This window comes from Methylocystis bryophila (assembly GCF_027925445.1).
Taxonomy (GTDB): domain Bacteria; phylum Pseudomonadota; class Alphaproteobacteria; order Rhizobiales; family Beijerinckiaceae; genus Methylocystis; species Methylocystis bryophila.
Genome location: NZ_AP027149.1, coordinates 833,398 through 852,190, shown reverse-complemented (window position 1 = coordinate 852,190; position 18,793 = coordinate 833,398). Strand labels below are relative to the sequence as shown.

Annotated in this window: 18 protein-coding genes; 7 read left to right on the top strand and 11 right to left on the bottom strand. The window is 63.2% G+C overall.

The genetic code is table 11. The features are described from left to right. Positions 1-33: 33 nt before the first annotated feature. The 6 genes from QMG80_RS03930 to clpB all read right to left on the bottom strand — a co-directional run bounded on the left by QMG80_RS03930 (position 34) and on the right by clpB (position 6,994). Positions 34-1,251: a hypothetical protein gene (locus QMG80_RS03930; protein ID WP_085771631.1), complete on the bottom strand. Its 1,218-nt coding sequence runs from the start codon at positions 1,249-1,251 to the stop codon at positions 34-36. Positions 1,252-1,269: 18 nt separating this feature from the next. Beyond that, positions 1,270-2,061 (bottom strand): hypothetical protein, encoded by a 792-nt coding sequence (locus tag QMG80_RS03925; RefSeq protein WP_085771630.1) that lies wholly within the window; start codon positions 2,059-2,061, stop codon positions 1,270-1,272. 47 nt (positions 2,062-2,108) lie between these two features. Then, positions 2,109-3,263, bottom strand: a complete 1,155-nt coding sequence (argE, locus tag QMG80_RS03920; RefSeq protein ID WP_085771629.1) for an acetylornithine deacetylase — start codon at positions 3,261-3,263, stop codon at positions 2,109-2,111. 7 nt (positions 3,264-3,270) lie between these two features. Beyond that, complete coding sequence (apaG, locus tag QMG80_RS03915) at positions 3,271-3,663, bottom strand: Co2+/Mg2+ efflux protein ApaG (protein WP_085771628.1); 393 nt, start codon at positions 3,661-3,663, stop codon at positions 3,271-3,273. Between the two features lie 241 nt (positions 3,664-3,904). Then, positions 3,905-4,087 (bottom strand): DUF1328 family protein, encoded by a 183-nt coding sequence (locus QMG80_RS03910; protein ID WP_085771627.1) that lies wholly within the window; start codon positions 4,085-4,087, stop codon positions 3,905-3,907. A gap of 282 nt (positions 4,088-4,369) precedes the next feature. Further along, the gene (clpB, locus tag QMG80_RS03905; protein WP_085771626.1) at positions 4,370-6,994 is read right to left on the bottom strand and encodes an ATP-dependent chaperone ClpB; all 2,625 of its coding nucleotides are present in this window, start codon (positions 6,992-6,994) and stop codon (positions 4,370-4,372) included. A gap of 233 nt (positions 6,995-7,227) precedes the next feature. Between clpB and QMG80_RS03900 the strand changes: the two genes are divergently transcribed. From QMG80_RS03900 to QMG80_RS03885, 4 genes are all read left to right on the top strand, one after another. Then, on the top strand, positions 7,228-8,451 hold the full coding sequence (locus QMG80_RS03900; RefSeq protein WP_085771625.1) for a DUF898 family protein: 1,224 nt from the start codon (positions 7,228-7,230) through the stop codon (positions 8,449-8,451). Between the two features lie 9 nt (positions 8,452-8,460). Next, positions 8,461-9,624, top strand: a complete 1,164-nt coding sequence (locus QMG80_RS03895; RefSeq protein WP_085771624.1) for a M48 family metallopeptidase — start codon at positions 8,461-8,463, stop codon at positions 9,622-9,624. Further along, positions 9,621-10,379, top strand: a complete 759-nt coding sequence (locus tag QMG80_RS03890; RefSeq protein ID WP_085771623.1) for a phosphorylase family protein — start codon at positions 9,621-9,623, stop codon at positions 10,377-10,379. Before QMG80_RS03895 ends, QMG80_RS03890 begins: the two co-directional genes overlap by 4 nt. Positions 10,380-10,505: 126 nt before the next feature. Then, positions 10,506-11,006, top strand: coding sequence for an SH3 domain-containing protein (locus QMG80_RS03885; protein ID WP_158658712.1), 501 nt, complete (start codon positions 10,506-10,508; stop codon positions 11,004-11,006). A gap of 68 nt (positions 11,007-11,074) precedes the next feature. On the opposite strand, the gene hpnH is transcribed toward QMG80_RS03885, so the two are convergent. Both hpnH and QMG80_RS03875 read right to left on the bottom strand, forming a co-directional pair. Further along, positions 11,075-12,226: an adenosyl-hopene transferase HpnH gene (gene hpnH, locus QMG80_RS03880; RefSeq protein ID WP_085771621.1), complete on the bottom strand. Its 1,152-nt coding sequence runs from the start codon at positions 12,224-12,226 to the stop codon at positions 11,075-11,077. A 164-nt stretch (positions 12,227-12,390) separates the two neighbouring features. Continuing rightward, positions 12,391-13,659, bottom strand: coding sequence for an Hsp70 family protein (locus tag QMG80_RS03875; protein ID WP_085771620.1), 1,269 nt, complete (start codon positions 13,657-13,659; stop codon positions 12,391-12,393). A gap of 190 nt (positions 13,660-13,849) precedes the next feature. Here QMG80_RS03875 and QMG80_RS03870 point away from each other — a divergent pair, with 190 nt between their 5' ends. Next, complete coding sequence (locus QMG80_RS03870) at positions 13,850-15,019, top strand: sensor histidine kinase (protein ID WP_158658711.1); 1,170 nt, start codon at positions 13,850-13,852, stop codon at positions 15,017-15,019. Positions 15,020-15,094: 75 nt separating this feature from the next. On the opposite strand, the gene QMG80_RS03865 is transcribed toward QMG80_RS03870, so the two are convergent. Then, positions 15,095-15,559 carry a DUF6691 family protein gene (locus QMG80_RS03865; protein ID WP_085771619.1) on the bottom strand — a complete coding sequence of 155 codons (465 nt, stop codon included), beginning with the start codon at positions 15,557-15,559 and terminating at the stop codon, positions 15,095-15,097. Positions 15,560-15,571: 12 nt separating this feature from the next. Beyond that, a complete protein-coding gene (locus tag QMG80_RS03860) occupies positions 15,572-16,003 on the bottom strand; it encodes a YeeE/YedE family protein (RefSeq protein ID WP_085771618.1) in 432 nt (143 codons plus the stop codon). Positions 16,004-16,379: 376 nt separating this feature from the next. Between QMG80_RS03860 and QMG80_RS03855 the strand changes: the two genes are divergently transcribed. Both QMG80_RS03855 and QMG80_RS03850 read left to right on the top strand, forming a co-directional pair. After that, complete coding sequence (locus QMG80_RS03855; protein WP_085771616.1) at positions 16,380-17,414, top strand: CorA family divalent cation transporter; 1,035 nt, start codon at positions 16,380-16,382, stop codon at positions 17,412-17,414. A gap of 216 nt (positions 17,415-17,630) precedes the next feature. Continuing rightward, positions 17,631-18,122 (top strand): peptidoglycan-binding domain-containing protein, encoded by a 492-nt coding sequence (locus QMG80_RS03850; RefSeq protein WP_085771615.1) that lies wholly within the window; start codon positions 17,631-17,633, stop codon positions 18,120-18,122. A gap of 59 nt (positions 18,123-18,181) precedes the next feature. On the opposite strand, the gene QMG80_RS03845 is transcribed toward QMG80_RS03850, so the two are convergent. Further along, entirely contained in the window at positions 18,182-18,733 is a 552-nt protein-coding gene (locus QMG80_RS03845) for a Uma2 family endonuclease (RefSeq protein WP_085771614.1), read from the bottom strand. Positions 18,734-18,793: the final 60 nt, after the last annotated feature.

The following is an 18,793-nucleotide window of genomic DNA, read 5'->3' as shown; positions in this document are numbered from 1 at the left end:
ATTTGTTTTTCGAATGCTGGAAGGGAAGTGGGGTTAAGGCACTAAGGGCACCCTGTAGGACTCAAGCGACATAGGCGTCCCCTTCTTCGGCAGGAGCATCGAGATCCCCTCGGCGCTCTTGGTTAAGTGGACATGCCAATACATCGTTCCGCTTTCGAGTTCGGTGATGTTTAAGGCATCTCGTAATGAATGCATTACGTCAAATGGGACCGCGAAAGCTGCCTGTAAGTCCATGCACCCTAGAACTAAGAATGCTACACTACCTTCGGAGAGGAACGCATCCCAGGCAGGATGATACGCGTACCAATATCTGTAAGCTCCCTTGGCGGTATAGCGTTTAGATATCGTGCAAGCGATGCGCACGGTGTGATCAGAATCCCAATAAAGGGAGGCGCTTTTCCGAATCAGTTTTGTCCCGGTTTTTTTCGAGAGTGCAGCTATGATCTCCTCTCTCTTGCCCTGAAGAAGCTTGCTATCTGTAAATTCCCAGGTACCCTTGACCCGCACTTTTGTCGCCGACGCGACAGTTGTTTCCTCTGTGTCAGGTTCAATAACCTGGCTGGATTGCTCTACATCCGTTGCTGTTGTGAACATCACGTCAATCATTCCATCAAGGCGCGTGTACTCCATGGGCGTAAGCAAGCTTCGAATCTTTCGCCCTGTTTCTGGCCCATCCGCACTTTCTTTAAGCTTTACCAGCTTCACCAGGGCATCAGCGCTGATTAGTCTTATATCCCAGGCGTGGCGAGATCCGCGAACCTGTGCCTCCAATTCACCTGTATCGTCCCGTCCAACGACAATAAGAATGGATGCAGGCTTTGTAATTTGTCCGCCAGCAAGAAGTTTATCTCGATAAGCAGCGATCGTGTCGAGCGATATCCGATATGCGTCTGTGGTCTTAACCTCAGCGACTATCGAGTGACCTTCTGGCGACAACCAAATACCGTCAAACCCAATAGCACCAGAAATCCCTTGGTAGCGTCCATTCGTTACCCTGTAGTCCAGTCTTCTACCCAGCTCGTTTACAATGTCCTGAAGCACCATCCCGCCTTTAGGAAATGGAGATCCCAGGCAACGCTCGACGTAGCTTTCGAGCTTAGCGCTCGGAACCTGCGAAAGGTAGCCGCGCAACTCTGACGAGCATACTGACCCGTCTTTAAGGACGCCATCGCCGGCCGTGGCGACTACCTGTTCAATGGTGAACTGATCTACAGCAGCCGGACTCGTGCTCCATAGCGTCATGAGCGGCATTTGGTGCGAATCCTTTTATTAAGACAAGATGTCGTCGGCCGACGGACTCACACAGCCCGCACTCCCAAAGAAAATGATACCCTCGTCGGTGCTGCCCAAAACCCCTCGACGAAGAGGATTAACGTCCAACTGCTTTTCACCGCGCAGTCTGACGCCCGGTATGTTTTGGCCGACCTCTTGACCGACAAAATCGTCGAAACAGTCAAGGAACATTCCGAAGCAGTCGCCAATAAGGGCATTCATTTCAGTGCGACCGTATACAGGCATATCAACGTAGGAGGGAGCAGTGGGAGACCCAACATTCAGCCGGATTGGGCGTGGCGCTTCGTCATCGACATAACTGAAGAAAGCGCATTCTATCGGATGGCGCAATAAGCGGCCCGTCTTTGCGGTGACATATGACTCAAGGCCAGCCGCGACCTCCTTCATATTACGCGTCGCCTCAACCTTTAAGGCGTCACGTACATTGGCTATGTCTCGCTTCGTCTCAAAGAGATAGATTTTGCCGGTGGCTGAAAGAAAGAAGTTGTCAACCGAGACCGATACTCCTGAGAGGAACGAAAATCGCGCTTCAGTTTTTGACAGACCGCCCACGTGGCCAGCAAGCGCCATTCCGACGGCCCTTTGTATGATATTTCCGTGGGCCTTTGGAAAGTCTCTGAACACTATAGCTGCTTCGGCGTAGCTTGGCTCCAAGCTCAGCAAGAACTCGCTGCCCCGCTCCGGTGCGCTTTGCCGGAGAATTGATATCTTTTCTCGTATGTCGCGAATTAGCTGCTCAAAGTGGGCTCTCTCCACTGTAATGCACATTGCATCTAACCCTTAGGCCTTGTCCTCGGCCCAACCCGAGAAGTCCTTCAAGCCGAAAGCTCGCGCACGAGCCCGCGCATGAAATCGACGCAGGCCGCAAGCTGCGCGATCTCGATGAATTCATCCGGCTGATGCGCCTCGTCTATGCGGCCTGGGCCGCAGATGACGGCGGGCGTTCCGCCGCGCTGGAAGCGTCCCGCCTCGGAGGCATAGGGAACGGAGATCGTCCGATTCGCCCTGGCGAGCCGCAGGGCGAGAACCTCCGCCCCCGACCCGGGCTGCGGGGCGAGGCCCGGCACTTCGGCCTCCGTGATCGTCTCAACGCCCGTCCCAGGGAAAGCGGCGAACTGCGGCGCCAAAGTCTCGACAAAGGCGGCCAGCCGCTGCTGAGCGAGATGCATCGGCGCCTGCGGGAGGCCGCGAAACTCCCAATTGAAGGCGCAATCGCGCGCGACGATATTGCGCGCCGTGCCCCCTGAAATCACCCCGACATGGATGCTCGAATAGGGCGGATCGAAGCGGCCCGACGGGTCGCCCTCCTCGCGAAGCGCGGCGCCGATCCGCTCCAGCTCGCAGACCAACCTGCAGGCGACGTGAACCGCGCTCACGCCTGTGTGCAGATTGGCGGAATGGACCTCGAAGCCGCGCACATGCGTCGTATAAGTCGTGACGCTTTTATGGGCGTCCGCCACCTGCATCGACGTCGGCTCTCCGACGATGACCGCCCCAGGCTGCGGCAGGTCATGACCAAAGCGCCGGATGGCGTCGATCGGTCCGACGCAGGTCGTCTCCTCATCGTAGCTCAGGAGAATGTGGATCGGGCGCTTGAGCGCCGCCGCCTTGAACTCGGGGATCATCGCGAGACAAACGGCGTCGAAGCCCTTCATATCGACCGCGCCGCGCCCGATGAGCCGCTCGCCTTCACGCCGGAGCTTGAAAGGATCGGCGCTCCACGCTTGGCCCGTCACGGGCACAACGTCTGTGTGGCCCGAAAGCAGCACGCCGCCCTCGACATGGGGACCGATCGTCGCAAAGAGCGCGGCCTTGTCGCCCGCGGCGTTCGGGATACGGACGAAGGAGACGCCCTGCTCGCGCAGATAAGCTTCGACGTCAGCGATGAGATCGAGATTGCTCTTGGCGCTTTCCGTGTCGAACGAGACAAGCCTTTCGGTCAGAGCGATGACCGATTCGAGACGCGACATCTGGGGCCTAGTTGAGCGTCGGCTTCGACAGCGGGCTGTCGAGCGAGAAAGCCGGCACCTCGACGTCAAAGCTCTCGCCCGCGTCGTCGACCATGCGATAGCTGCCTTTCATGAGGCCCGAGGGCGTCGTGAGAGGGCAGAAGGAATGATAGCGATAGGTTTCGCCTGGCTCCAGCACCGGCTGCTCGCCGATGACTCCCGGCCCCCGCACCTCCTCCTTGCGGCCGAAGGCGTCGATAATGACCCAGTGGCGCGTCAGGAGCTGCACGCGGCGTCGCCCCAGATTGGCGATCTCGATCGTATAGGTCCAGAAGTAGCGGTCTTGCGCGGGGTCCGAGCGATCCAACAGGAAGTCCGGGATTGCAGTGACCTGGATGTCATGGGTGATCGCGACATACATGGCGGGCTGAACGAGTCCTGTTAAGTCGAGAATGCGGAGGATCGAGATCGGCCCATTGCCAAGCCAAGCTCGCGTCTAGACTAAATAGAGCATCGAGACGAAAAGTGAAGTGCCCCGCGCAGCGAAGATTTCCGCTGAAGCGGCGAGCAAAACGCTCCGCTCAGGCGCCCGCTTATTTGGCAGAAAATGCGCGAAACAGGCGACGCGCCTTGTCGGCGCCGCCTGTTTCCGCCTCCCGTGGTCAGAGGCTTCTTCCTCGTCCCACAAGGCCCCCAATCAGCGAGATGACGAACAACACGACAGCCACCCAGAACAGGATCCTCGCTGCTTCCACCGCGGTTCCCGCAGCCCCGCCGAAGCCGAACGCCGCCGCGATGATGCCGACGATCAAAAACATCACGGCCCAGTAGAGAAGATTGCCCATGGCTCGCCCCATCTGCTCATGATCTTTGCAGGAACATATTCACGCGACCGCGTGTTTTCTTCCTGCTGAGCGAGAATAAAACTGGAGGCGAGGGCGGCGTGGACAATATCGGCTGAACCGTACGTAGCGACTCTTGACGTCTAGATCATGCTAATCCGACGCAGCCGGCGTCGTTGAGACGGCGCGAAGCGCAAAGATGAGGATCGATTTGCGGGGGCGACAGGCGTCGCCCCCGATGATTTGACGGATCTCAGCCTGACCGAGAGATCGGTTTGCGCCGCCTCACGCCCCTTTCTTCATCGCGACGATATTGTCAGCGCCCGCGCGCTTCGCCGGACGCCCGTCGATCAGAAGCCCATTCGCGTCCGCCGAGACCGACACGCGCGCGCCGTCCCTGATCTCGCCGGCGAGCAGACGTTCGGCGAGCGCGTCCTGCAGCTCCTTCTGGATCACGCGCTTCAGGGGCCTCGCTCCATACGCCGGGTCATAGCCCTTCTGCGCGAGCCATTCGCGCGCCTTGGCGTCGGGCTCGAGCGTGATCTTGCGATCCTCCAGCAGCTTGGAGAGGCGCTCGAACTGGATATCGACGATCGCGCCCATGTCCTCGCGGCGCAGGCGTTGGAACAGGATGATCTCGTCGATCCGGTTCAGGAACTCGGGGCGGAAATGCGCGCGCACGACCTGCATGATCTCGTTTTGGACCGCGGAAGAGTCTTCCCCCTCCTTCTGCATGACGAGGAACTCGGAGCCCAGATTCGAGGTCATCACGATCAGCGTGTTCTTGAAGTCGACGGTGCGTCCCTGGCCGTCAGTGAGCCTTCCGTCGTCGAGCACCTGCAACAGCACGTTGAAGACGTCCGGATGCGCCTTCTCGATCTCGTCGAAAAGAACGACCTGATAGGGCCGTCGACGCACGGCCTCGGTCAGCGCGCCGCCTTCCTCATAGCCGACATAGCCCGGAGGCGCCCCGATGAGGCGGGCGACCGAGTGCTTCTCCATATATTCCGACATGTCGAGACGCACCATCGCCGTCTCGTCGTCGAAGAGGAAGTTGGCGAGCGCCTTGGTGAGCTCGGTCTTACCGACGCCCGTCGGGCCTAAGAACATGAAGGAGCCCATCGGGCGATTGGGATCCTGCAAGCCGGCGCGCGAGCGACGCACCGCGGTCGAGACCGCGATCACCGCCTCCTTCTGGCCGACGACGCGCTTCGCGATCTCCAATTCCATATGCAGGAGCTTCTCGCGCTCGCCTTCGAGCATCTTGTCGACGGGAACGCCGGTCCAGCGCGAGACGACCTGCGCGATGTGATCGCTCGTCACCGCCTCCTCGACGAGCACGTCGCCCTTGCCCTCGCTCTCGGCGAGCTTGCGCTCGAGATCGGGGATCACGCCATAGGTGAGCTCGCCGGCGCGGCGGAAGTCGCCGCGTCGCTGCGCCTGCGCCAATTCATTGCGGGCGTTCTCGAGCTGCTCCTTCCATTTTTGCGCTTGGCCGAGCTTGTCCTTCTCGCTGCGCCAACGTTGCGTCAGCGCCGCCGATTTCTCCTCGAGTCCGGCAAGCTCCTTCTCCAATCGCTCCAGGCGGTCCTTGGAGGCGGCGTCGCTCTCCTTTCTCAAGGCCTCTTGCTCGATCTTGAGCTGCACGATGCGACGATCGAGCTCGTCGAGCTCCTCGGGCTTCGAGTCGATCTGCATGCGCAGGCGCGAGCTCGCCTCGTCGACGAGATCGATCGCCTTGTCGGGCAGGAAGCGGTCGGAGATGTAACGATTGGAGAGCGTGGCGGCGGCGACGAGCGCCGCATCGGAAATGCGCACGCCGTGATGCAGCTCGTATTTCTCCTTCAACCCGCGCAGGATCGAGATCGTGTCCTCGACGGTCGGCTCGCCGACGAAGACGGGCTGGAAGCGCCGGGCCAAGGCGGCGTCCTTCTCGACATGCTTGCGATATTCATTGAGCGTCGTCGCGCCGACGCAATGCAATTCGCCGCGCGCGAGCGCAGGCTTCAACAAATTCGAGGCGTCCATCGCGCCATCAGCCTTGCCGGCGCCGACGAGCGTATGCATCTCGTCGATGAACAGGATCACCTGGCCTTCGGCGGCGGTGACCTCGTTCAGCACGGCCTTCAGGCGCTCCTCGAACTCGCCGCGATATTTCGCGCCGGCGATGAGCGAGCCCATATCGAGCGCAAGCAGCTTCTTGTCCTCGAGCGATTCCGGCACGTCGCCGTTGACGATGCGCAGGGCGAGGCCTTCGACGATCGCCGTCTTGCCGACGCCGGGCTCGCCGATCAGCACGGGATTGTTCTTGGTGCGGCGCGAGAGCACCTGCACCGTGCGGCGAATTTCTTCGTCACGGCCGATGACCGGATCGAGCTTGCCTTCGCGGGCCGCCTCCGTCAGATCGCGCGCATATTTCTTCAGCGCGTCGTACTGATTCTCCGCCGAAGCGCTGTCGGCTTTGCGGCCCTTGCGCAGACTTTCGATGGCGGCGTTGAGCGTCTGCGGGGTGACGCCGGCCTCCGAGAGAATGCGGGCGGCTTCCGTCCCTTTCTCGAGGGCGAGCGCCAGCAGCAGCCGCTCGACCGTGACGTAAGAGTCGCCGGCCTTCTGCGCGATCTTCTCGGCATTGTCGAAGAGCCTCGCGGTGGCGGGCGCCATGTAAAGCTGGCCCGCCCCCGAGCCCTGCACCTTGGGGAGCTTGGCGAGCGCGGCTTCCGTCTTGGCGAGCGCCTCGCGCGAGCTCCCGCCGGCGCGGTCGATAAGTCCGGCGGCCAGCCCTTCGCTGTCGTCGAGCAGGACCTTCAACACATGCTCGGGCGTAAACTGCTGGTGGCCCTCGCGCGTGGCGAGCGATTGCGCCGACTGCACGAAGCCGCGAACCCGATCGGTATATTTGTCGATATTCATTGGGTCTCCTGAATAGAGAGCGGGGTCTTAAGCGCGATATGGGAGCGGTTTCGTGGTTTCAAAGGGGGGCGAAGCGTCGCGCCGGGCGAGAAAGCCCAGGCCGGCCCTTGAGCCGGCGAAGCTCGCGGCGTAACGTCTTGGACGATGCGGCCCGGGATAAGGAGTGCGAAGCTCCAGGCCAACGCCGAGCGACGCGGGTCACGCATGAGACGCCGTTCGAAAGGCTTTCGGAAATGCACGATCCCGTCGCCCCGCCGCTCCAAGAGGAGCGGGCGCGCTTCACTGGCGAAGACGCGGAATTCCGCCGTCTCGTCACCAAAGGGGCGCTGCTGGAGCTCGCCACCGCGGGCTTCTACCGCTTCTGGCTTGCGACTCGCATCCGCCAACATCTCTGGGGCGCAACGATCCTCGGCGGAGATCCCTTGGAGTATCTCGGCACGGGGCGCGAGCTGCTCTACGGCTTTCTCTTCGCGCTGGCGATCCTCGCGCCGATCTACATCGCCTATCTCCTGCTCGGGCTCGCCGCGGAAAGCTACAAGGCGTTCGCCTCCCTGCCGCTCGTGCTCTTCTTCATCGCCTTCGGGCAGTTCGCTCTCTATCGCGCGCGACGCTACCGGCTGCACCGCACCGCCTGGCGCGGGCTGCGCTTCGGCATGGGCGGATCGGGCTGGGCCTATTCCTGGCGCGCGATGCTTTGGGGCGCGGCGGTCATCGCGACGCTCGGTCTGGCCTTGCCTTGGGCCGCCGCGGCGCTCGAGCGCTACAAAATGCGCAACACTCTATACGGCGATCTGCAGGGAAGCTTCGTCGGGCGCGGCTGGGATTTCTTCAAGCGCGGCTCGTGGATTTGGCTCGTCGGAGTGGTCGGGGTGGTATTGTGGATCGTGTTGCTTGGCGGGGTTGCCAATTCAGGGGAAGGGCACGGCGCTAAGCCCCATGCCGGCGCCGCGGCTTTGGGCGGGCTCTCGATGCTCGTCCTGGGGCTCGTCGCCGTCTTCTTCTACGGCGCCTACAAGGCCATCCAGTGGCGGTGGTGGGTTGAGGGCGTGCGCATCGGCAATGTCGGCGCGACCAGCGATCTCAGGACCTGGGCGCTGATCGGCAACTACTGGAAGTTTATCGGCTGGGCTGTGCTCACGCTGCTACTCGGCGTCGCGCTGCTCGCCGGAGTCTCTTTCGCGCTCGCTCATTTCGGCGTCGTTAATTTCGATGCGCTGGGGTCAAAAAGCGGGCCGCATCCCGCCTTCATAGCCACGATCATCGGCTGGTACCTGCTGCTTTTGCTCGCCATGGGCGTCCTGTGGCGCATCTATTTCGTCCAGCGCGTCTGGAAGCTCGTCATCCTCTCGCTGACCCTGCATGGGCTTGACGCCGCCCGCGAGGTGAAGGCGCGCGAGACGACAGCCGACGCCATCGGCGAAGGGCTGATGGACAGTTTCGACATCGCCGGATTCTAAGGGCGGCTCATGAGCGACGCCCCGCCGCCCCCCGAGGCGACCCGCGCGATCTACTTCGACGGCGTCGTGAACAAGAAGCGCGCGGTGACGCTGGTCTTCGGCGAGGACGCGCTCGAGATCGTCGCGGAGGGCGCGAGGGTCGCCGCCTGGCCTTACGCCGAAATGCGGCGCGCCCCGGCCGGAGATGACGCGCTGCGGCTACGCGCGACGAGCGCGCCCGAGCTCGCGCGGCTCCAGCTCAGCGATCCGGACGCGAAGATCCGCCTCGCCGCGCTGTGTCCGGCGCTCGATGGCGCCGATCCGGGCGACGTGTCGTCGCGCAAGATCGTGCTGTGGTCGCTCGCCGCGGTGGGCTCGATCCTGGGCCTCCTCTTCTTCGGCGTGCCATACGCCGCTGACGTGATCGCCGATCACATTCCGCTCGCGCTGGAGCAAAGGCTCGGACGGGTCGCGGAGAATCAGTTGCGCGCCATCGTCCCCGGCGCGCGCTGCACGGCGCCGTCCGGCGTCGCGGCGTTGCGCAAGCTGTCGGAGAAGCTGCAAGCCGCCGCCGATCTGCGCATGCCGGCAAACATCGTCGCTTATTCCTCCAAAACGCCGAACGCCTTCGCTTTGCCGGGCGGGAGCGTCTTTCTGCTTTCCGGTCTCCTGGCCAAGGCGCAGAACCAGGACGAGGTCGTTGGCGTGCTCGCGCATGAGCTCGGACACCTTCAGCATCGCGACCATGTGCGACGGATGATCGCCAATGGCGGCGGCGCCTATCTCATCGGGCTGCTGTTCGGCGACGTGACCGGCGGCGGCGCGCTCGTCTTCGCCGGAAAAGAATTGTTCTTCGCCTCCCACTCCCGAGAGACAGAAGCCGCGGCCGACGCCTTTGCCGCGCAGGCGCTCGCAAGGCTCGGACGCCCGGCGAAGCCCTTGGGCGAGCTGCTGCTGCGGATAACCGGTCCGGAGGAGAACGGCGCATTCACGATCCTGCATGACCATCCGTTGAGCGAGGAGCGGCTCCAGGCGCTTGCGGCTCAGGACAAGGGAGCGAGGAGTCCGCCGTTGCTCAGCGACGAAGAATGGAGCGCGCTAAAGGGGATTTGCGCCGGGAGGGGGAAAGCCGCCTTCGAGAACGACCTCGCCGCTGCATCTTTGATCCTCGCCAAGCTAGGCGCCCGACAATGACAGAAGAACGATCCAACGGCAGGCGGAGATCCCAGGAGCTGCGACGCGGCAGGGCGCTCGTGTCGCCCGGCGCCGGCGCTCTTCCTGTCCTCGTCGTCACCGGCCTTGTCCGCGAGGCGGCCGCGCTCGGCTCCGACGTCGTTCCGCTGATCAGCGGCGCCGACGCCGGCCTGCTGCGCCGCGCCCTCGACGAACGGGCGAAGGGGGCCTTTTCCGCTGTTGTGAGCTTCGGCCTCGCCGGCGGGCTCGACCCTTCTCTCTCCCCCGGGACGATGATCGTCGCGAACGGGGTGGTCGCCGAGAGCGAGCGGTTCGCCTGTTCGCCGGGCTTGGTCCGGGTGCTCATCGAAGGCTTCTCCGGAGCGGGCGTGGCGGCGCGCGAGGGGCTCGTCGCGGGAGTCGAGGCGCCGATCATGACGGCGGAGGGCAAGGCGCGCCTTTTCCGGGAGAGCGGCGCGCTCGCCGTCGACATGGAGTCGCATTTGGCGGCGGCCTTCGCACGCCAGCGGGGCCTGCCCTTTGCGGCGGCGCGCGTGGTCAGCGACCCGGCCGGGCGCGCGCTGCCGCCGCTCGCGGCGAAGGCGGTGAGAGCCGACGGCTCCGTGGATTTGCCCCTGGTTCTTCGGGAGCTCGGCCGCGAGCCGCGTCAGCTCCTCGGCCTCATCGCCGCGGGGCTCGACTCGGGGGCGGCGTTTAGGACACTGGGGCGCTGTGGGCCGCATATCGGGCCCCTGCTGCGCCTCGCGCTTTCGTGACCTCGGCCAGCGATTACGAAAATTCCGCAATTCAAGGTGGAACCAAGGAGCAGAACCACTCGTTGAAAAAAGCGCGGCCTCGACAAAAGAACGATGAGGGTTCGCTCGCGCGAGTGGGAGGAGAGCATGAAGCTTACGAAGCCTATCAAGGTCTTTCTGGCGCTATGCGCCGGCGCGGGGCTGCTCGCGGGGGGAAGCGCCCTGGCGAAACACGCCATGACGAGTCCGGCGACGGTTTTCTCGGGTCCGGGCTCCTCCTGGCCGGTGATCGCTCAAATCCCGGCGGGGGCGCATGTCGACGTCGTCAATTGCTACGGCGGCTGGAACCAGGGCTGGTGCCAAGTGCGCTACGGCAAGGTCAAGGGCTTTGTGAAAGGCGCCACGCTCGCTCCGGCGGGCCACGGCAATGTCGCTATCGCCCCCGTCGTCGCGAAGTGGTCGGTTCACATCCATAAGGGACCGGGACGCAACTGGCCCGTCACCGGGATCGTGTCTCAGGGCAAGACGGTCAATAAGGGCGCCTGCGTCACGAGCTGGCGCGGCCACTGGTGCCGCGTCACCTCCGGCGGCGTCACCGGCTGGGCGCCCCAATGGGAGCTGAAGCGCGCAGGCGCGATCTTCGACTAGCCGCCGGCGCGTTTCCTTTGTGAGTTTCGAGCGCGGCGGTCGTCAAAGCGATCGCCGCTTTCGTTTCTTCAGGCCGCCGTGGGAGGGCGCTTGGCCCGCTGCGCGGCCTCGTGCTCCCGAAGCTGCGTCAGCGTCGCGACATTGGCGTCGAAAACATATTCGGCGGGACGCTGCCGATCGAGCGGAATGTCCGGCGCCATCGGCCCTTCGGTCCTGACCCCGAAAAGCGCGATCCAGGCCGCGCGCCAAGGGCGCTTGAACATGTCGGAGACCGCGGTCGCCTCGAAGCCGGAATGGACCATGCAGTCGGCGCATTTTTCGTAATTGCCGACGCCGTAGGCGTCCCAATCCGTCTCCTCCATCAGCGCCTTGAAGCTCGGCGCATAGGACTCGCCCAGGAGATAGCAGGGGCGCTGCCAGCCAAAGACCGTGCGCAGCGGCATGCCCCAGGGCGTGCAATGATAGCTGACGTTGCCCGCAAGAAAATCGAAGAACAGCCCGGTTCCCAGCAAGGGCCAGTTGCGTCCGCCGCGCCCGCGCTTGAATATGCCGCGGAACAGCTCCTTGGTGCGGGCGCGGTTGAGGAAGTGCGTCTGATCCGGCGCGCGCTCATAGGCGTAGCCCGGTGAGACCGTCATGCTCTCGACGCCGAGCTTCGTGATCTCGTCGAGGAAGGCCGCGGCCCGGGCCGGATCGGTGTTGGAGAAGAAGGTCGAGTTCGTCGTGACGCGGAAGCCCTTGGACTTGGCGAGCTTGATCGCCTCGATCGCGCGCTCGTAGACGCCCTCCTGGCAGACGGCGGCGTCATGCATCTCCTTGTCGCCGTCGAGATGAATAGACCAGTTGAAGTAAGGGCTGGGCTTGAACTGATCGATGCGCTTGGCGAGCAGCAGCGCGTTGGTGCAGACGATGACGAATTTCTTGCGCGCGATGATGCCTTCGACGATCTGGGCGAGATCCTTATGCAGCAGCGGCTCGCCGCCGGCGAGCGTGACGATCGGAGCGCCGCATTCGTCGACGGAGGCGAGGGCGTCCTCGACGCTGAGCCTGCGGTTCAGGATCTCGTCGGGATAGTCGATCTTGCCGCAGCCCGCGCAGGCGAGATTGCAGCGAAACAGCGGCTCCATCATCAAGACGAGCGGAAAGCGCTTACGGCCGGCGAGTTGCTGGCGAATGAGATAGGAGCCAACCTTGATGGCTTGGCGGAAGGGAATGGACAAGTTGAAGTCCTTGGGTTCTGGGCCAATAGACCGCCGATGCGACGCGCCCCGCCGCGCGCCTTCGCTCTGAGGCCTATATACGGCGGGAAAATGGCCTTGCGAACCCCCCCGACCGGCGAGGCGCCCACACCCCAAGGGCGAGCCTGAGCCGCGCGCTCCGACTCTTATCCTCTACTCTGAGCAAACTTCAGCCCCGAATCAATCGTGAGCCCCATGCCGACGCTTGCGAATTTATTGCCTCTCACGATCTTCGCCCGAGGCGTGTGCAGGAGGCAGGCCCGCTCGACCGCCGGCGTCGACGTGCTGCCGCCGGTCAGGAACACGGCGTCGATGGCGTCGGCGCGAAGGCCCGCGTTTTTGATGCAGTCTTCGACGCAAGCGGCAATTTTCGCGCATTCCGCCCGGATCGTCTCCTCGAACAGCGCCTGCGAGGTCTCGATCGAGAGTCCCTCGACGATAGAGGCCAAGTCTATGGTTGCGCCGGCCTTGTCCGAAAGAAGGATTTTCGCTTTTTCCGTTTCTCCGGCGACCCGATGGCCGGCGCGCTCATGCACGACCCTCAAGAAACGCTCTATTCTCTCCGGTTCTTCGGCGATGGCGCGCAGATGCTTCAACTCCGCCTCCACTTTTTGAGTGTAGAGGAACGCAATCCGGTGCCATAGAGCGAGCTCGTGAAAATAGCCGTTCGGCAGGTCGAGCTCCGGGCGCTTGCGCTGGCGCGTCTGATAGCCGAAATGCGGCATGACCTGCTTGAGACTGAGCTTGTAATCGAGATCCGTGCCGCCGACATGGACGCCCGCATAGGCGAGAATGTCTTGTTTCCGGTCCGCGAGCTTTCTGCGTTCAGCGGACACGCGGACGATCGAGAAATCGGACGTTCCGCCGCCGATGTCGGCGATCAGCGCGATCTCCTCTCCCTTGACTCCATGCTCATAGTCGAGCGCCGCCGCGATCGGCTCATACTGAAACTCGATATGCTTGAAGCCCTCAGCGCGCGCGACCTGCATGAGCTGGTCCTGGGCGATGCGATCGGCCTCGGCGTCGCCATCGACGAAGAAGACCGGGCGCCCGAGAACCACCTGCTCGATCGGCGCGCCCGCCTGTTCTTCCGTGGTTTTCTTGATATGGCCGAGGAAGCTGCCGAGGATCGCGGTGAATTTGGTCCTCTTCCCGCCCGCCACGGTGGTTTCATTGATGAGCGAGCTCCCGAGGATGCTTTTGATGGCGCGGAAGAGGCGCCCGTTCTCGCCTTCGACATAGGAGTCGATCGCACGGCCGCCAAAACAGACGCCTTCGCCAAAGGCCGGATAGAAGATCGCGCTGGGGATGGAGGTGCTGTCGCCCTCGACCTTCACGAGCACGGGCTCTCCGGCTTGGACGAAGCCTGCGGAGGAATTCGACGTCCCGAAGTCAATTCCGCAGGCTGGACTCACGTGCGTTTTCCTTGTGGGCGAGCGCGCGGACGCGCGCGGCGCTTGCGTCCGTCTCGGCGATATTCTGTGGCGCGCCAAATGGGGCCGGCTTTCTACGAAAGCTGAGCTGTTTCATCAAGCGGAGCCCGGCGCCTGTTCCCTCCCGAAAACCGACGCCTATGTGAACCCCGCGGGATCGAAGGAGAGGCGCATGGCGAATGGCGAAAACTACGCCTGGCTGCAGTTGCTCGTGGATACGTCTTTCGCCAGCCGCTTCCTCATCGGCAGCGACGCCAAGATCCTTTTCGCCAACGCCGCCGCCGAATCCCTCTTCGGCTATTCGGCCGACGAGCTCGTGGGCAAGCCCATCGACATCATTTTCTCTTCGGCCTCGGATCAAACGCTCGCTTTGCCGCAGCTCGACAGCCCTGTCCGGCTCATCAGCGGGGACGACCAGGAAATCAGGGGCAAGACCAAAGACTCGAGCGAACTGAGCCTGCGCGTGGGGGTCAGCCCCATTCGCACGCTGACGGGCACATTCCTGGCGGTGACTGTGTTCGACATCACGAAATATAAGCAGATCGAGAAGGAGCTGCGGGAGCGCGCGAGCCTGCTGGAAGCCGCCAATCAGAAGATTTCGCGTTTCGCCTATCTGGCCTCGCATGACCTTCAAGAGCCGCTGCGCAAGATCGCCGCCTTCGCCTCCCTTCTCAAAACGGCGTTGGCCGAGGGCGATGGACCAACGGCCGCGCACGCCAGCGAAGTGGTGAGCCATTCGGCGGCGCGCGCACGCGATCTCGTGACGGGCATGCTGGACTATTGCCTGTCGTCTTCCAGCGCGCCGAATCTCGAGATCATCGACGTGCGGGAGGAGATCAATCAGGTCTTGGATGACCTTTCCGAGCCGATACTCGAGAGCGGAGCGAAGATTCAAAATCTTGTCGCCAAAAACGTCAAGGTGAAGGCCGATCGGTTGCAATTCATGCGCTTATTGAGCAATCTCATCACCAATTCTCTAAAATTCCACAAGGACGGCGAAAGCCCTGACGTCACTGTATCGGCTTCCGATGACGCAGGTTACGGCGTTGAGCTTTTTGTGCAGGACAAGGGGATCGGTTTCGAGCCCGCGCAAGCGGAGGATATTTTCGAGCCCTTTGCGAGACTACGGTCTTATTCGAACATTCCGGGCAACGGCATTGGCCTCGCGGCTGTCAGAGCGATTTGCAGACAGCACGGATGGACCGTCAAGGCCGAGTCGCAGCCGGGGCAAGGAGCGACGTTCAAGGTGGAAGCGCCGATCGAGCCGAGGAAGCCCCCTGAAACGCTGACGCCCATCGCCCCGCTCGTCCCCGCCGCAAGAGAGCCGGCACGGCCCAGGTGAAGGAGCTTTCGAGAAAAATCCGCGCGGGGTCGACCCCAGCAGGCTGAGCCCGGCGCATGGAAAGCCCGGTTCTCCTCACGCGTCAGCGACAATCGAGGGCGGCCCGCCTTCGCCGGAAGCTTCGCGCCTCGGCGTCTCCTTGCGAAACCGCTCCAGCGCCATGCCGGCCGCCATGGCGATGACGAAAATGATCGAGGCGACGTCGAAAAGTCCCACGTTGAAGAGCGCCGGGCCGGGGCAGACGCCCGCAAGACCCCAGCCCACGCCGAAAATAAAGCTGCCGGAGACGAGCGCCCTGTCGATCTTGCCGACTGGCGGGAGGCGCAATTCATCGCCGAGAAGCGTGCGACGCCGTCCCTTCACGAGGGAGAAGGCCGGGAAACCAACTGCGAGCGCGCCCGCCATGACGAAGGCGAGCGAGGGATCCCAGCGGCCGGCTAAGTCCAGAAAGGCTTGAACCTTGCTCGGTTGCGTCATGCCGGAGAGATAAAGCCCCATGCCGAAGACGAAACCTGCCGCGAATATGACGAAAGCGCGCATCTGGGGGCTTCCTCAGGGGACGAGATGACGGATGACGTAGACGGTCAGGAAACCGGCGAGCATGAAGGTCGGCGTCGCGACCAAGGATCGCGGCGACAGCCTTGAAAGCCCGCAGATCCCATGTCCGCTCGTGCATCCGGAGCCCAGGCGCGCGCCGAAGCCCACGAGAAGTCCCGCAAGCGCGACTTGCGCGAGCGACGCGTCGAAATGCGGTTGCTCGGACGCGGAGACGGCCATCAGCGCGACCGGGGCGGCCAGCAGTCCCAGCAAAAAGGTCGCGCGCCAGCGGAATTCGAGGCCCGCGCCGGTCATCGCCCCGTAAAAAATGCCGCTGATCCCTAAGGTGTGTCCCGAGAGCAGCAGCAGAGCAGCCGCCGCGAGCCCGATCAGAGCGCCGCCCGCAAGGGACGCCCCGGGCGTGAAATGAGTCCAATCGAATTCCATGCGGCCCTCCTCCCTCATCGAACGAATTCCGCAAAAGGCGACAGACCTTTGCGATCGGAATTCGCTCCACCCGATTGAATGAGCGCGATTCCTTCTTGCTCGACCCATTCCGTTCGAGCGGGAAACGCGCACAAAGCGAATGCGCGAGCAACAGAAGGCATTTTTCGCGCCGACTCGAGCGGAACGGGCGAATGCTGGGAAAGCCGACAGGCTTTTGCGATCGGCGTCCACGCCAAGGTCCTGATCTTCCGCGCCGTCTCATCGCTCGAACGATTTCGCCCGAAGGGAAAACGCGCTAGAGTTCGCGAAGCATGAAACGCTGTCGCTCGCGTCTCGCTGACCACCCTCCAGGCTGTTTTCTCGATAGAGGCCGCTCATGAGCTTCGACCGTCTCAAGCCCGCCCTCGACCTGGACATTCCTGGCGGGCTTTTCGTGCTTCGCTTCGACGACGCGGGACGCGCGACGCCGGGCGACGCGGCGGACGTCGAAAAGCTCGGCGCGCCGGGGGAGGGCTTCATCTGGCTGCATCTCAACCTCGACGACGTGCGCGTCCACAGCTTCCTGACGAAACTCGCCGGCCTCTCGGACGAGATGCGCCGAACCCTGACGCAGCCGATAGAACATCAATTCATCGACCATTCCGGCAATCTCGTGCGCGGCGCGATTCTCGACTATGAGCGCGGGATTAGCGGACGCCTCCCCCAGACCGGCTATCTTCGCTTCGTCTTCGGCAAACAATTTCTGGTCAGCGCGAGGGAGCGGCCTCTCGAGTCGATCGAGGCGACACGCATGGCGCTTTCGGCCGGCCACGTGGTGGAAACCCCGCTCGATCTGTTCGAAACCATCGTCGGGCGTCTCTGCGACGAGCTCAGCAAGATCATCTTCGAGCTCTCCGCCGCGCTCGATCACATCGAGGAGCGAATTGTCAGCGACAACAGCGGCGCAAACGAACGCGCGACACTTGGCGTCACGCGGCGCTCGGCGCTGCGGCTCGCCCGCGAGATCGCCGGCCTGCGGTCGCCGCTGCGCCGCCTCGAAGTCATGCTGAGCGAGCCCGAGCACGGAGAGCTGAAGGAAACGGGGGCGCGGCTCGCCCATCGTGTCGACATATTGGCGCATGACCTTTCCGAGGTGCAGGATCGCGCGCGTCTGCTGCAAGATGAGCTCAATTCAATCATTGAGATGGTCCTGAACGACCGCATCTATCTTTTGACCATCGTGACGACGCTGCTGCTGCCTGCGACCTTTGTGACGGGTTTCTTTGGCATGAACACGCGCAATCTTCCCTACGCGGACACCGAATGGGGCACGGCTTTCGCCTTCGGCCTCTGCATATTGGCGGCGCTCGCCATGCTCTTTTTCATGCGACGCATGGGCCTCACACGTCCGCGCAATTCCTTGCTGCGCTAGCCTTATCGCGTGCGGCTGCGCCGCTGCGACAAGACGAAGAACCGTCCGCGGCGGTCCCAAGCGACAAGGAACAAAAGGGGCGCCCGCGCGTTGAGACATGTCAACGGCTCGCGCTCGAATTGAAAGCAAGCCGAGCGGCGGCGCCATTCCCTGGATCAGCCGCCGTCTGATTGCAGAGGCGCCGTCCGGAGATCATTTTTTTATAGGGAGGCGGTTATGCCAAATCCGGGACAGCATACGATCAAGATCGGAGCGAGCGGCCCCACTGTCGAACGATTGCAAAGGGCGCTGCGCCGAACGCCCAACCTCGGCATTGTTGTCGATGGCGTGTTTGGCCCTCAGCTCGAAGCCGCCGTGAGAAGCTTTCAGCAAGGCGCGGGTCTGACCGTCGACGGCGTCGTCGGCCCCCAGACCTGGGCCGCCCTCCCCGACGGCGGACCCATGCCCACCTTGCACGACGGCTCATCGGGAGACGCGGTCAAAAGCCTGCAGAAAGTTCTCTCCACCGGCGCGACGGACTGGGGAGTCACGCCGGGCGCCATTGACGGTCAGCTGGGGCCGAAGACAAAGGCGTCGGTCATCGCGTTTCAAAAGTGGGGCGGCGTGACCCAAGACGGAATCGTGGGAGACCAGACCTGGGCCGTTTCCTTGCACGCGGCAAGCGCCACACTGGAGACGGCGGTCGGACTGAATTTCGTCATCGGCTGACGGCGCGTGAACTGGCGGGCGGCGGCGATGGTCGCGCCCCGCCGGCCTTTCGCCGCGCCTCACGCAAAAAATTCCGCCAGCTCCAGCGTCATGCCCGGGGGATCGAGCGTTAGCGTTCCCGCGCGCAAGATTGTGAGGCCGATGCGCTCGTCGCTCTCGCGGCGATAGTGGAGAACGACGCGCTTCGAGAGGATAACGACGAGGTAATGCGCGATTGTCGCGACGCTGAAATAGCCGTCGACTTTGAGACTCGTATCGCGCTTATGCGAGCTCGGCGAGACGACCTCGACGACGACGACGGGCGCGGGAGCCAGCAAGGAGCCGGCAGGAATCCGCTCGCCGCAATTGACGAGCGCGTCGGGCTCATAGGCGGTCTCGGCGTCGATCGCGACCGCGAGGCCGTCGACGAAGGCTTCGCAAGGCAGGCCGGCGTATTGGATCGCCGCCGCGAAGGCGCGCGAAACCGCAAACTTGGCGCGCACATGCTCGGCGCGCTCAGGCGCCATCGCCACCAGCTCCCCGCGCCAAAGCTCAAAGCGGCCGCGCTCCTGCCCTTCGGCAAAGGCGAGGAAGGCCTGAACATCCATTGGCGTTGGAGCGGGTTCCGCCATAGCGCGCAGAATAGCGGGCCTTGCGCTGGAATGGAATTGGCGGGAGGGGAGCGTCGCTGA